Source organism: Gehongia tenuis, assembly GCF_014384795.1.
GTDB classification, from domain to species: Bacteria; Bacillota; Clostridia; order Christensenellales; family NSJ-53; genus Gehongia; species Gehongia tenuis.
Genome location: NZ_JACRSR010000001.1, coordinates 341,628 through 354,542, shown reverse-complemented (window position 1 = coordinate 354,542; position 12,915 = coordinate 341,628). Strand labels below are relative to the sequence as shown.

Genomic DNA, 12,915 nt, shown 5'->3' with positions numbered 1-12,915 from the left:
GGTCCATCCGATTCCGTCTTCAAACACCCCCATCTTGCGGCTGGTAGCCGCTTCCCTTTCGCGTGCCGGCTCCTCCCGTGCTCCGGCTCCTCACCCGGTCCATCCCATCCACCCCCCGTCTCCCATCTCCTCACCCGGTCCATCCGATTCCGTCTTCAAACACCCCCATCTTGCGGCCAGTAGCCGCTCCCCTTTCGCGTGCCGGCTCCCCCCTGCTCCGGCTCCTCGCCCGGTCCATCCCATCCACCCCCCGTCTCCCTCGTCCGATCCTTCTCCTCCATCTCCCGCGCTCCACCCGCTCCTCCATCCCGTCCAAACCTCCGTCTCCCATCCCCTCGCCCGCTTCGCCCCCCGATTTTTCCCCACAAAAAAAACAGTGGCTGCTGCCACTGTTTTCTGGTGCGGAGAAGACATCAATCTTCCTCGAGGTTTTGGAGCGCATAGGCAATACACTGATTAACAAGCCTATTAAAGGAGACCCCGCTTTGCTGGCTCAAGGAGGAAAGGCGGTCGAAGCTTTCCGGGCTCAAGCGGATGGTCCGATTGATGGAAGTAATCCTTTCGCTGGACTTAACGATCTTGAATTTTTCCATTTAAAGACCCCCTTCACCTTTTTCTCCATTATAGTTCACATTTGTAATAAAGGTAATGTGCATATCGGTAATTAAAAAATGGTTACAAAAAATGACGACGCACAAAAACGCCGTCAAAAACGAAGCGGGGGAAAGGAAAAAACTATTCAGGATCGTCCCTGTCCAAATGATCCAGCGCATAGCGGCAGCATTGCAAGACCAGGCGATTGAAGGAGACGCCATTTTCCTGGGCAGCGGCGGTAAGTTCTTCAAAGAGTCGATCGGTGAATCGGATGGTACGGGGAACATTCGGGCTCTTAAAGTCGTTTTCGATGCGGAACATGGCAGGCCTCCTTTTCCCCATCATAGACCTAAGCCGGTCACAATACTATAGTCATAAATGGTTATAAAAGTATAACCAATATCGCGAAATTCCATACAATTCAGGGGTTTGCAGGTCCGTCCAGAGGGCAAAAAATTTTTTTCTATTAGAAGCCTAGAAGGTAAAATTGGGACCTCTGCGCACCTCATCGACGGCATAGCGCAGCGCGGCGATGGCGTCGTCGGGAGCGGGTGCGGGCTCGTCCAGCAGCGCGCCGGTGAGCGGGTCCTTCTTCCATACATACCCGGCCAGCTCGCGGATGAGATGCACACACTGGGGATGGATGACGAGCTCCCGTCCGCGTAGATAGTCCAGCTGGGCCAGCACCGAACCGGCGCCCTTTTTCACCGGCCTGGCCCGGAACCCGGCGGCCCGCCAGCTGGCGATGCGGTCCGGCTCGGCGCTGTCGCAGATCATCGCCAGATCCTTCGGCACCCCGGCCGCCGTCGCCCGTTCAATGATGGCCGCCGTGTCCAGCCCCCGGAGCACCAGCTCCCGCATCACATACACCCCGCCGTCCTTCATGCCCACCTCCAGGATGGCGTTGGCGTGATTGAACCCGAAATCCTGGCCCAGCACCACCCGGTCGAAGCGTTCCCGGTCCCGGTCGAACGCCCGCACCTGATAGTGGGGCAGCACCATTTTTTCCGTGCCGCCCCACTCCCCGAGACCATACACCCGGTACCCCTCCGGGTCCCGCTTTTTCCGCATCTCCATCCTGCGGTGGTAGGCCGCGTCCATGAAGGGGTTGTCCCGGTAATTGGAACGGTGAACCAGCGCCGCGGGATCGGGATGATCGAAGAAACGGCTCTTCAGCCAGTGGCTGGCGGAAACGGGGTTAAAGGTTAACGTAATCTGGTAATACAAGCCCCGGGGCAGAACGCCGCGGAGCCTGTCGTCCAGGATGTCGAAATCGGCTTCGGAAAGCTCGGTGGCCTCCTCCACCCAGATGAAGGTGAGCTTGCCCCGTTCAAAGGCGACGGACTTGATTTTCTCCCGCTGCCTGAGATCGTTCATGCCCGCGAAGAGGATCTGGCAGCCGGTGACCCTGCATGTCATGGCGAGGGGCTCCCGGCGAACGGACCAGGCGCGGTGCCACTCACTGCCGTAGAAGGCCTTTGCGGCCTGAATGAGCTGAGGCAGCGTGGAAGCGCGGTTGGCCTCCTCCAGCTTGCGGACAACCAAAAGGTTCGCGCCGGCGAATTTGGGGTTGGACAGCTTGCCGATGAGGTCCTGCGCGACGTTCATGGACTTGCCGGAACCGGCGGAGCCCATGAGAACGCGGTAGCGTTTGGTGGAAGCGTTGACCTCCCGGAACCCCTCCACCCACCGCACGCGGCCAGTGGCCGCCTCCAATTCCCGTGCGAGCTTCTCCCGACCCCCGGCCTTACCGCCCGGTCCATCCCATCCCATTTTCAAACACCTCATCTCCGCACGCGGCCAGTGGCCGCCTCCATTTCCCGTGCCGGCTTCTCCCGACCTCCGGCCTTACCGCCCGGTCCATCCCATCCAGCCGCACCCGGTCCCACTTCCCGTGCGAGCTTCTCCCGACCCCCGGCCTTACCGCTCGGTCCGTCCCATCCAGCCGCACCCGGTCCCATTTCCCGTGCCGGCTTCTCCCGTCCCCCGGCCTTGCCGCTGTCCCCGGCCTCCCAACCGCTCTCAACCCTGTCCGGCCTTGCCGCTGTCCCCGGCCTCCCAACCGCTCTCAACCCTGTCCAGCCTTACCGCTGTCCCCGGCCTCCCGATCGCTCTTAACCCTGTCCAGCCTTCCGACCTTTCCCCGCCTCGACCTCACCCGTCCCGATCCAATCCGGCATTTTCTGATTCCGGCTGCTCCGGTGGGCGCGGCTCTTCCGCGGCGATGCCGCCGTCATAATCCACGGCGGGCAGTCCGGCGTCACCGGCGCCGCCGTCATCCCCCTCCTGGCCCACCATCTGCAAAATGATCTCCCCGGCGCGGATGCGGTCCTTAACGGCGGGCAGCTTGTCCAGCACGCGGTGGATGGTCTGGCCGTCCATCTTGTCCGCGACCACCACCTGTTCGGTGATCTCGCCGGAGACGATCCCGGCATAAAACTTCAGCGCCCGCTGATAGAGCGCGGCGCCGGCGTGTTCTTTCACATACTCTTTGGCCAGAGGATCGGACAGCACCTTGACGGCATAGCTGTCCGAGTACCCCGCCGCCCGGGCCGCCTCAGGGAGGGAGCCCCCCTCCACAAAGGCGTCCAGGAAAATTTTTTGCCGCTCGTTCAAGCGAAGCCCTCCTTCAAACGCGCAGTGTGCCGGTATCCTGATGGAGCTGGCGGGAGCGCTGATGAAGCCGGCTGTCCGGGAAGGCGAGGATGCCCCTTTGCACGGCGAGGAACGCGGCATAGAGCACCACCTCGTTTTTCCAGGCATAGAAGGTCCGGCGCTCGATGAAAAGCTCGCTGCACACATACACCTCGGTTCGGTCCTGGAAGTAGACCATCCGGAGCAGCCGGTCCTTGCCGGTGCCCTCGAAGTGGTCCAGGACCTCCTGAATAACCATCATCCACTCGTGCGCATCCTCACCGGCCAGCTCGGCGGCGCGGCCGAAGGTGGGGTCCGAGATGGCCACCGGGCCGCAGTTTTCGTAAGCCTTTAAGATATTTTGACGGACCTCGCAAAGATCCTTCATCGCTTCCGGGTAGCGGTAGAACCATTTTTCCACACTTTTGATCATGTTACGGGATAAAACGCCCACAAAAAATTCCTCCTTCAACAAATCCATGGCGCCTTTCCTTTGGCCATACCGGCCCCAGGCCGCTGAATATTCTCCAGGCCCGGATCGGTGTTTTCCCAGGCCGCCCTGTTGGAGGATTCCCCGCTCCCATCATGTCATAAAAAGGGAGAAAAGGGGTGCTGCATCAAAATTTGGTGTATAAATTGTCCAGCATGTCATCCTCCAAGCGGGAGGTTTCCCGGTGCCGGAGGATGTTTTCAGCATCCTCCACGGAATGGACGCCCCGGTGCAGCCAGTCCTCCAGCACCCTGCGGAGGTAGGCGAAGGAGCGGGCGCCGCGGTCGAGGGCGGCATCGACGGCAAGGGCAATGACGTCTTCGGGCAAAGCGAGGTGGTCCAGGAAGGCTCTTGCGGAGGGCGAGAGGTTGAAGGCACTCTCCGCTCCGCATCGTCCGGCTCCCCACGGCATGCCGCCGCTGCCGATTTCATCCCCGTACCGTCCAATCCCATGCCCGTCAATACCCCTTTTCCCGGCCTGAGTGGGCCTCTCCCCGCTGTTATCCCCATCGGCCGTTCGCTCCCGAGGTCCATGCGGCTCTCCCCCGTGCACACACGAGTCGTCCTCGTCATGGTTTGTGTTTGATTTTACGTTTGGTTTAGATAGGGGGGCAGGAAAGGCTGGCGAAAAGCCTGGCCGATATACGGCGTCATGGCCATGCACGCCGTCCCACCCCGCATTTTTTGCAGGCATCGTTTTGAAGGCGCCATTGGACCCATCTCCTTTCCCCGAGGTCCTCCTGGATCCTTCCTCCCTCGAACCCATGGTGTTTATCTTGTCAGCGAACGATCCCTCCTTTTTTCCGGCGGGCTTGTCCCCGCCCTCCCATGCAAACTCAACCGGCACGCCTCCATTCCCCGGTCCCCGGGGCCTCTTCCCGCGGTTTCTCAGCGGGTCCTGCCCGTCCCGCACAGCCCGGCGTTTCCCTCCCGGGCCTTGGGTACGGCCCGTGCCCGCATCCGTGCTTCTGGCGCCGTTTTGGCGCGTTTGACAGCCATCCCCGCTCAGGATGGAACCCTGTCCGCACCCGGGGTCCCATTCCCCCCTTCCAGCCTTCCGTCTCCCCGGCCCGCCCTCGTTCCTCTCCCGTCCGGCTTTCCGTTCCCCCGGCTCGCCCTCGGCCCTTTCCCGTTCAGTTTCCCGTTCCCCCGGCTCGCCCTCGATCCTCTCCCGTCCAGCCTTCCATTCCCCCTTTTCCCGCGGCGCACCCCATCCTTCGCTGGGCACCAAAGCATAGCGGGAGGGAAACCCCTTTCTGCCTCTCCGATAGCGGATCATGCCATGAAAAATGAGAAAATCCCGCGTTTTTATGCAGGTTTTTTCCTGTCTCATGCCGCATAACGTCATCAAACGGATATTGTCAAGGGTGACCCAATCGGGCCACCCACAACGGTTAAAAAGAGCTATCAGTTTGTACCACATTAATTGCGCGGCAGGCGGCAAAAAATTGGCTTCGACGTAGCGCTCAAAAGCGTTAATTTCTTTCAAATAGTTCATTGCGCCGCGCCTCCCGGGTCCTCGCCGGGCCGTTGACCCACCGCCCCTTCCGCCCGTACAGACACGCCGTCCCCCGACGCATCGTCTCCCGCCTGCGCAGACACGCCGTTCCCCGGCGCACCCATCTCCGCCGCGGCAACTCCGTCCCCCGTGCGCCTCTCGATGTCCCGGAGCGGCTCACGGAGCGCCTCGGCGAGATCAAAGGCATCATAGCGGGCGCGGCGTTTGAATTCCAGACAGATGAGATCGAAACAGTCTTCACAAAGCCAAGCACCTTCAAGGTCGTAGAGAAAGTCGCAGACTTCCTCACCGCAGCGGAAACAGCGCAGATCCCGCGAGAAATCATCCGATACCGGATCATGGTTACAAAAAAGCATCAAAAATTAGGCCCTCTTTCCAACTATATTGTGATGATGGGGAATCCTCACAACCGGAAAAAAACAGGCCAAAGTTTCTTTGAGGGAATCAAAACCACAAAAAAGAGCGGCATTTGTTTCCTTTGGCGCTACATTTTAGATCATAGCACAGGGAAAAATGCTTGTCAATACCTGCAAAATAGGGATATTCCCCCAATAATTACTAAGGCCCAAGGATTGCGGTTCCTCTGGGGAAACACTATAATGAAAACATGGTCAAAGAGGAGGAACGAGGATGGCTGAGCAGAAATCATGGGTACCCAACCTCTACAAATGCCGTAAGCGCTGTGGATACACGCAGACCTCGCTGGCCCAGGCGGTGGGTGTGGGGAAGAGCACCATCAGCAAGTACGAAGCGGGGGAAACGGCGCCCAGTTTGGATATACTCGTGCGGCTGGCGGACCAGCTGGGATGCAGCATTGACTATATCATGGGGCACGGCACGAAGCTGCCGCGGGTGAGCGAGCCGCCGGCGCCCTATCGCAGGACGGATACGGCGGTAACGGTAAAGGTGTACGGCCGGATCTACAGTGAGAACAACCGGACCTTCTATGAGGATTTGGGGGAGCAGTACCTGGACGTACGGGATCTCAATTCCTGTTCGGAGGAGTATTTTATTTTGCGTGTTCCGGACGAGGCGGTATCGCCGGCGGCGAAGGAAGGGGATTTTGTGCTGGTGCACCGCGGGGAAGCCGGGGACGGGAAGCTGGTGCTGGCGATCCTGGACGGGGAAGCGAAGCTGCGGTATCTGTACCGGGAATCGGATTTTCTTTTGCTGACGTCGCCCTCGCCGGCGGAGCGGCCGCGGCTCTACTATGGTGAGCGGATGGCGGAAGCGGAGATACTGGGCCAGGTGGTGCTGGTGCGCCGCAAACTCAGCTAAGCAAAAAAGAGGGAGCCAATCGGCTCCCTCTTTTCCAATCTCTCGCGCCCCGCCGCCGGCCAAACCCCGGCCCACACTTCAACTTCCCAGCTCAATGCCGGCCCTATGCTCCCTGCGGCGGTTCAGCACGTACCAAGCGCCGTACATAAGGAACATGAACACCCAGGAGAAGGCCTCGGCATAAGCGATGACGCGGCCCTCAAACACGCCCACCAGCCCGTAGGACAAGCCGATGCGCACGCCCAGGGAGAGGATGCCGCAGATACCGGAGAACAGGACGAAGCCCCGGCCCTCGACATAGCCCCTAAGCGCCATGGCGGCGCCATAGATCACGTAGAAAATACCGATGGCCTGGAAGAAGGCCCGGCCGATGGCCACCGCCTCGGGCGTCACGCCGAAGATCTGGACCAGCGGGCCGCCCAGCACCATCACAAAGGCGGTGAGGGCCAGCGATACCACGCCCATCATCACCATGCCCACGGAAAGACAGCGCCGCGCCCGGCCGGGCTCGCCGGCGCCGATGTTCTGGGAGGTCATGGTGGCGATGCCGGTGCTGAGGTTCAAAATAGGCAGCATGATGACGCTGTCCACCCGATAGGCGGTGGTGATGGCCGCCACGGTGGCGGTGCCAAAGCCGTTCATGAAGTTCTGCAGCACCAGGCTGCCCACCGATTTCATCACCGACTGCACCGTGATGGGCCAGGAGATGGCCCAGCCCTGCCGGATCACACCCTTTTCAAAGAGACTGCGCTCGGGCCGGAACCGCAGCGCCTCGTACTTACGCACGGCGTAGACCACCAGAAACACCGTCATCAGGGCCTGGGAGATGACCGTCGCCGCCGCCGCGCCGACGACGCCCCAGTGGAACGCGCCCACGAACAGGAGGTCCAGCGCCACATTGGCCACCGAGGAGACCAAAACGCCGTAGAAGGGCGCCTTGCTGTTGCCAAGGCCGCGCAGGATCGCCGCATAGACGTTGTAGACCGCCAGAAAGGGCACGCCCACCAGAATGACGGCGAGATAACCCGCCGCCATGTCAAAGATGTCCGCGGGAGTGTTGAGCAGCCGGAGCATGCCCTGTGTTCCCACAATACCGGCCACACTGACGGCCAGGAAGAAGACGCCCAGGATGGCGGTGAAGGAGAACAGCAGTTTTTTCTGCACGTCCATGTCCCCCGCGCCGTAGAACCGGGCGGAGAGGATGGAGATACCGGAGGTAAAGCCGGTAATGGCCATGACAAAAAGGCCGGTGATGGCATGGGTAGCGCCGACGGCGGCCAGGGCGCCCTCGCCCACAATGTTGCCCACGATGAAGGCGTCGGCCCAGTTGTAGAGCTGCTGCAAAAGCCCGCTCAGGATGAGGGGCACGGTAAAGGCGATCAGCGCCCTTGCAATTCCATCATTGTGTTTTGTCATCTTGAACCTCCCAAAGTATAATCGATTTCAGCCGTTCCCCGGCGAGCCCTTCCCCCAATCCGGCTCCCGCATGCCATACTTGCCAGCCCGCTTCCGCCGCCCGGCTCTCCCCTTCGGCCTCCCCGGGCGGCCGTCATCGTAAAAAAATACCACCCTTTGGCCCCGGAAACCGCTTTAGCGGGTTCCTCCGGCCGTTGAGCCGAGGCCCGGGAAAGGCGCGCCCTTCCATCAGCCTCCAGCCCATTGGGTGGCAATCTCAAATCTTGCGATTCTGACTTCTCACAAAGCCATTATAGCAGAAAGCAGCGCCGCAAGTCAAAACGTGGGAGAAAAACTGGAAAGAGGCCCCCGAAGGGACCTCTTTCCGGCGAATTCCGATCTATGTAGAATTATAGAAAGGCAAATTATTTGGCAGGCGTAGAAACGGCTGCGCCCGTAGAAGGCGTGGAAGCGTTGTCGCCGCCGCAGGCGGTCAGGCCCACAGCGAAAGCGCATACCACCAGCACCAAAGCAATGATCCTCTTCATGACTGTAGCCCTCCTTTCCCAAGACTCCATGGGGCAGTATAGTACGGAAGGACCAGCCTGTCAAATGAAAGTTTGACCGGTGTATGAACGGTTCGTGAACAATTTATGAACGGCTCCGGGAAAAAATAGCTGTAACCATTGTTTCCCAAGGGATACAGCCAAATGTTAACAATTTATAAACTCTGACAGAACCACCGGGCGGCCGAGGGACGACCGTTTCCGCAGGGATTACTCAAACGTAAATGAATCGGGGATGCCGCCCAGCACCTCATCGAAGCGGACGGTGCCCGCGGAATCGTTGGCGCCGAGCAGGAGAACCTCCATGGCGTCCCTGCCCTCGAAAAGATACATATCCATGCGGCACACGGCGAGCTCATCCTGATAGCGGTAGTAATAGGCGTCGCGGCCGCCGAGGGAAACGGTTCCCGTCTCATAGGGCTCCATCTCCACACGGATCTGGGCCTCCATGTTGTCCACCAGAATGTCCACGACCTCCTGGCGTCCGGCCTCATCGAGATCGGCCAATTTTTTGCCCTCCTCGTGGGGCATGACGGTGCAAAGATACATCTCCCCGCCCACCATGTAACGCATCTGGATCTTGTCCGGCGCGTCGTCCGAAGCCTTCTCCACCATGAATTCCTTGGGATACTGGAAGGAGAAGCCGCCGCCCTCCAGGGTGCGGGTCTCGCCGGAAAGTTCGATCTGGCAGGCGGCGAGCAGAAAGACCAAAGCTGTCAGCAGCAGGGCCAAGCCCTTTTTCTTCATCAAATGAAACTCCTCTCAAAGGTTGGATGCAACTATTTTACTCCGTAAAGGCGAGGCTGTCCAGCACACCCTGCATATCGGCGGAGAAGGAGGTTCCGGAGTTGCCGGTGAGCAGGAGGGTGATGCTGCCGTCCACATCGAAGATGAAGCAGCGGAAGATCATGTCCGTGCCGTCCTCGTTGCCGGCCATATCCACCTGAAGCACGCTCCTGCCGTCCACATCGATCATCTGGTGGGATTCGGTGAGCCCCTCCACCTCGGAGACCATGGCGGCGGTAAGGGCCTCAATCTGCTCGTCGGTGAGCTCATTCACATGGAGCTTCACACCGCCGGAGGGCACATTGTCATAGATCATCACCAGTTCCACCGAGCCTGTGGAAAGATCAAAGCGCATGTAGGTGGTCATGCCTTCGCTTTCGCTCTTTGACATATCCTCGGGAATCCTCAGCGTAAAGCCGCTGGAGACAAAGGAACCGGCCGCCGCGGAGTCCTCCGGCGTGGCCGCGGGGGTCGCGGCGGGGGTGGGCTCAGGCGTGGGCGTGGGTTCGGGGGTAGGCGCGGGCGTTGCTTCCGCGGCGGGGGTGGGCGTCACCTGGGCGCTGGCGCCCCGGTCGCCGCCGGTGAACTGCAGAATAATCAGGGCCACCAGCGCAACCACCAGGATGGCAATAATGGTGACCAGAATCCAGGTCTTGCTGTTGTTCTTTTTTTCGTAGTCAGACACGAAATTTCCCTCCCATTTCGATCTTTTCTCCATTTTACCTAAATATTAGGCATAAGTAAACAAAAAACTTTAAAAATACCCTTGACAAGGCCCGGTTTTTCCTGTAGAATGGACACGTTGATTGAGAGATCACACACATGTGCCACACGCATGTGACGCTTACGTCGCTCTTACCCAGTAGACGGGGCGTATATTCTCCTTTCATTTTGCATCTGTGTATTCATTACACAGATGTCTTTTTTTGTCCATTTATAGGTAAAGCGGAGCCTGCCCGGCCCCGCCCATCACTTGCCGTCCCCGGCCCTTCCGTCACAGGCCCTGATCCCGGCCCTCCAGCTCAATATTCTCCAGCACCTTCTGAATCGCGCCGGGCAGCGCGGGCCCCTGATCCCCCTTCTCCACAGTCTCATCATCGCCGAGGGCGCAGGTGGCCCAGATCTCCAGGATATCGCCGTCCATTTCCAGCGTATACCAGGTCCAAAGCTCCCTTCCCGCCTCCGATTCCTCCAGGGTGGTGATCCTCACGCCGACGAGGCCGGCGACCCGCACCCGTTCGGCCCAGACCTGGCTGCCGTCCTCCTCGGCCCAGCTTTCGGCCAGCTCCCGCAGCTCCTCCTCGGAGTAATCGGCCAGCCCGTTCTCCCCGCCCAGATCCTCGTAATAGTTGAGCGAGATGTATTCATCGTAGTCCCAGTCGAAATACAGCGAATCCTCAATGGCATACCAGCTCACCCCAGCCGGAAAGGTGAGCTTCATGCCGTGGTACCGGAAGAAATCCCCCTCCGCCGTGGGCCCCAGGGTTTCCCCCTCCATGGGCACGGCCATCTCGCCGGGTTCCAGAGGCCGGGCCGCCTCATCATCCAAAGGCTCATCCGTCCCCTGCCCATCCTTCGGGGTATCCTCACCGGTCCAAAGCTCCCCATCCTGCACGGCATCGGAACCGCCGGCACTGGGCGGCGGCACGTTTCGGCTGACAAAATGCCAGGTGATCAGGCCCACCAGCGCGGCCACCAGCAGCATCACCACAATGCGAAGACCCCATCGCGTCTTTTCCATCGAAAATACCCCCCCATTTTATTCCCATCCTATTGTACCGCGCCCCCGGCGCCCTGCCAAGTCCCATCCGCGCCCCGCTCCCCCCCGCGCCCTGCCAAGTCCCATCCGCGCCCCTCGCCTTCCTCCCGTCTCCTCCCGCTTCCCACAAAAGCAAAAAGGACAGAAATGCAGCATTTCTGTCCTTTTGTGGAAGGGAATCAGCTCTCGGGGGAGGGCGTGGCCGTCTCGTAGAAGAGGCTGTCCATGGCCTCGGCGAGATCGGCGGAGAGCGTGTCGCCGCCGCTGGTGATGCCGGCGACGGCGGCGATGGCGGAGCTTCCGTCAAACAGATAGGCCGTCAGCGTCACCGGCGTCTCGCCGGAGCTGTCCGTGGCGGTGATCTTTTTGGCGGGCTTGCCGTCCAGCGTGATGTCCTCGACGACGGCGTTCACCGTGCCGTTGTCCAGAAGGTTCCCCGCCCATTCCTCCATCTCCTCATCGGTGAGGGCGGCAAGGCTGGCCGCGGTGAACCCGCCGTCCGCCTCCACCATCAGCCTATCCTTCACCTCTCCGTCCTCCCGGGTGAGGGAAGCGGAGGTTTTCGTGTCCTTCTCGATGGTGTAGCCGGTGGGCAGCATGATGGAGAATCCGCCGCCGCTTTGGTACAGATCCCCGGGCTTGGTGACGGTGGCCGCAGTGGGCGTGACCTCAGCCGAGGCCTGGGAATCGGATGCTTCCGGTGTGGCGGACGCCGCCGGCGTCGCCTTCGGGGTGGTCTTTGCGGAAGCCGACGGGGTGGCAGAGTTGCCGCCGCCGCAGGCAGTCAGTCCCAGGGCGACCGCGACGACGCCCGCAATCATGAGCATGGTTCGTTTCAAAGTACATACCCTCTTTCCTCAAGGTTCACCTGAACGCCCGGGGCCCCCAGCCCGGCCCAGCAGTGCGGGGCCCTTTCAGCGGGCCATGGCCCGGGCGCCCCACAGGCCCAAACAGCCCATCGCTGCGCGGAGCAAGCTTTTCAGGATCAATTCGCGCACGATCCGTTCCTTTCCGAGTGAACGCGCTGGGCGTGCCCCGGCTTCAGGCTCAGGTCCATCCTACCGGACCCATGGGTCCTCACCGTGTCGGAAATGTGACAAAAAAAAGAAACCCGGCCCGCCAGAAACGGCTTCGGCCAGGTTTCTTTTCTTTCAATTATTCGATGACGACGCTGTCCAGCACGCCCTGCATGTCGGCGGACAGGCCCGCCTCGGTGCCGGAGGAAACCACCAGCACGGTAGCCAGGCTGTCGTTGCTGTCGAACATGTAGGCTTCACCGGTGATCACCACGGAGTCCTGGGTCTGGGTGATCTCCAGCTTCACGGCGTCCTTGCCGGAAATCTGGCTGCGGGACACGTTGGACTCAGCGTTCTCGTCGCTGGCGCCCATCATCTGCTCGCCCAGCTGGGCAAGCTGCTCATCGGTGAGATCGGACACGGAACCGCCGGCAGCGTCGGTGTTCATGATCATGATCATCTCCACCTTGCCCTCGTTCATGTCCATCTTGGTGTACATGGCGCCCTCTTCATCCGCGGTGCCGGAGAAGCCCTCGGGCAGGGTCACGGTGAAACCGGCGCCCTCGTATTTGTCGCCGGCCTTGGTCACGGTCTCCTCCGTGGTCACCGACTCGGGGGTGCTCACGCCGCCAACCTCGGCTTCAGCGGGGGTGGTTTCCGGCGCAGGCGTAGCCTCCGGGGTGGGAGCGGGGGTAGCGGCCGCGCTGGGCGTAGCCTCCGGCGAGGGGGTGGCGGCGTCGGTGCCGCCGCAGGCGGTGAGGGCCATGGCGAACATGCCCACGACCATGATGAGCGCAACAATCTTCTTCAAATGAAACCCTTCCTTCCTATACTGTACCTCGGGAGTTTTCTCCCGTGTGATACTATAATGGAAGAAT

At 60.6% G+C, this 12,915-nt stretch carries 16 protein-coding genes; 1 reads left to right on the top strand and 15 read right to left on the bottom strand.

The genetic code is table 11. The features are described 5' to 3' along the window. Window positions 1-413: 413 nt before the first annotated feature. The 8 genes from H8696_RS01700 to H8696_RS01665 all read right to left on the bottom strand — a co-directional run bounded on the left by H8696_RS01700 (window position 414) and on the right by H8696_RS01665 (window position 5,596). Window positions 414-593 carry a hypothetical protein gene (locus H8696_RS01700; RefSeq protein ID WP_249314535.1) on the bottom strand — a complete coding sequence of 60 codons (180 nt, stop codon included), beginning with the start codon at window positions 591-593 and terminating at the stop codon, window positions 414-416. A gap of 142 nt (window positions 594-735) precedes the next feature. Then, window positions 736-915: a hypothetical protein gene (locus H8696_RS01695; protein ID WP_249314534.1), complete on the bottom strand. Its 180-nt coding sequence runs from the start codon at window positions 913-915 to the stop codon at window positions 736-738. A 153-nt stretch (window positions 916-1,068) separates the two neighbouring features. Next, entirely contained in the window at window positions 1,069-2,373 is a 1,305-nt protein-coding gene (locus H8696_RS01690; protein WP_407926352.1) for a PBSX family phage terminase large subunit, read from the bottom strand. A gap of 5 nt (window positions 2,374-2,378) precedes the next feature. Then, complete coding sequence (locus tag H8696_RS01685; RefSeq protein ID WP_249314533.1) at window positions 2,379-2,666, bottom strand: hypothetical protein; 288 nt, start codon at window positions 2,664-2,666, stop codon at window positions 2,379-2,381. An 82-nt stretch (window positions 2,667-2,748) separates the two neighbouring features. After that, entirely contained in the window at window positions 2,749-3,210 is a 462-nt protein-coding gene (locus tag H8696_RS01680; RefSeq protein WP_249314532.1) for a terminase small subunit, read from the bottom strand. Window positions 3,211-3,223: 13 nt separating this feature from the next. After that, window positions 3,224-3,709: a DUF1492 domain-containing protein gene (locus tag H8696_RS01675; RefSeq protein WP_249314531.1), complete on the bottom strand. Its 486-nt coding sequence runs from the start codon at window positions 3,707-3,709 to the stop codon at window positions 3,224-3,226. 136 nt (window positions 3,710-3,845) lie between these two features. Further along, window positions 3,846-5,051 (bottom strand): DnaD domain-containing protein, encoded by a 1,206-nt coding sequence (locus tag H8696_RS01670; RefSeq protein WP_249314530.1) that lies wholly within the window; start codon window positions 5,049-5,051, stop codon window positions 3,846-3,848. 161 nt (window positions 5,052-5,212) lie between these two features. Beyond that, window positions 5,213-5,596, bottom strand: coding sequence for a hypothetical protein (locus tag H8696_RS01665; protein WP_249314529.1), 384 nt, complete (start codon window positions 5,594-5,596; stop codon window positions 5,213-5,215). Between the two features lie 271 nt (window positions 5,597-5,867). On the opposite strand from H8696_RS01665, the gene H8696_RS01660 reads away from it, so the two are divergent. After that, window positions 5,868-6,515 (top strand): LexA family protein, encoded by a 648-nt coding sequence (locus H8696_RS01660; protein WP_249314528.1) that lies wholly within the window; start codon window positions 5,868-5,870, stop codon window positions 6,513-6,515. Window positions 6,516-6,593: 78 nt separating this feature from the next. Here the strand turns inward: H8696_RS01660 and H8696_RS01655 are convergent, their stop codons facing one another. The 7 genes from H8696_RS01655 to H8696_RS01630 form a co-directional block, all read right to left on the bottom strand. After that, window positions 6,594-7,931, bottom strand: a complete 1,338-nt coding sequence (locus tag H8696_RS01655) for an MATE family efflux transporter (protein WP_249314527.1) — start codon at window positions 7,929-7,931, stop codon at window positions 6,594-6,596. Window positions 7,932-8,335: 404 nt separating this feature from the next. After that, on the bottom strand, window positions 8,336-8,458 hold the full coding sequence (locus tag H8696_RS11275) for a hypothetical protein (RefSeq protein WP_283244841.1): 123 nt from the start codon (window positions 8,456-8,458) through the stop codon (window positions 8,336-8,338). A gap of 228 nt (window positions 8,459-8,686) precedes the next feature. Next, window positions 8,687-9,223, bottom strand: coding sequence for a hypothetical protein (locus tag H8696_RS01650; protein WP_249314526.1), 537 nt, complete (start codon window positions 9,221-9,223; stop codon window positions 8,687-8,689). A gap of 37 nt (window positions 9,224-9,260) precedes the next feature. After that, entirely contained in the window at window positions 9,261-9,947 is a 687-nt protein-coding gene (locus tag H8696_RS01645) for a hypothetical protein (RefSeq protein WP_249314525.1), read from the bottom strand. Window positions 9,948-10,256: 309 nt separating this feature from the next. Further along, a complete protein-coding gene (locus tag H8696_RS01640; protein WP_249314524.1) occupies window positions 10,257-11,003 on the bottom strand; it encodes a hypothetical protein in 747 nt (248 codons plus the stop codon). 197 nt (window positions 11,004-11,200) lie between these two features. Then, window positions 11,201-11,860, bottom strand: coding sequence for a hypothetical protein (locus H8696_RS01635; protein ID WP_249314523.1), 660 nt, complete (start codon window positions 11,858-11,860; stop codon window positions 11,201-11,203). Between the two features lie 316 nt (window positions 11,861-12,176). After that, window positions 12,177-12,848, bottom strand: a complete 672-nt coding sequence (locus tag H8696_RS01630; protein ID WP_249314522.1) for a hypothetical protein — start codon at window positions 12,846-12,848, stop codon at window positions 12,177-12,179. Window positions 12,849-12,915 lie beyond the last annotated feature (67 nt).

Coding starts and splice junctions, on each gene's coding strand:
- H8696_RS01700 (WP_249314535.1), bottom strand. CDS start 593: ATGGAAAAATTCAAGATCGTTAAGTCCAGCGAAAGGATTACTTCCATC.
- H8696_RS01695 (WP_249314534.1), bottom strand. CDS start 915: ATGTTCCGCATCGAAAACGACTTTAAGAGCCCGAATGTTCCCCGTACC.
- H8696_RS01675 (WP_249314531.1), bottom strand. CDS start 3,709: ATGGATTTGTTGAAGGAGGAATTTTTTGTGGGCGTTTTATCCCGTAAC.
- H8696_RS01670 (WP_249314530.1), bottom strand. CDS start 5,051: ATGAGACAGGAAAAAACCTGCATAAAAACGCGGGATTTTCTCATTTTT.
- H8696_RS01660 (WP_249314528.1), top strand. CDS start 5,868: ATGGCTGAGCAGAAATCATGGGTACCCAACCTCTACAAATGCCGTAAG.
- H8696_RS01655 (WP_249314527.1), bottom strand. CDS start 7,931: ATGACAAAACACAATGATGGAATTGCAAGGGCGCTGATCGCCTTTACC.
- H8696_RS11275 (WP_283244841.1), bottom strand. CDS start 8,458: ATGAAGAGGATCATTGCTTTGGTGCTGGTGGTATGCGCTTTCGCTGTG.
- H8696_RS01650 (WP_249314526.1), bottom strand. CDS start 9,223: ATGAAGAAAAAGGGCTTGGCCCTGCTGCTGACAGCTTTGGTCTTTCTG.
- H8696_RS01640 (WP_249314524.1), bottom strand. CDS start 11,003: ATGGAAAAGACGCGATGGGGTCTTCGCATTGTGGTGATGCTGCTGGTG.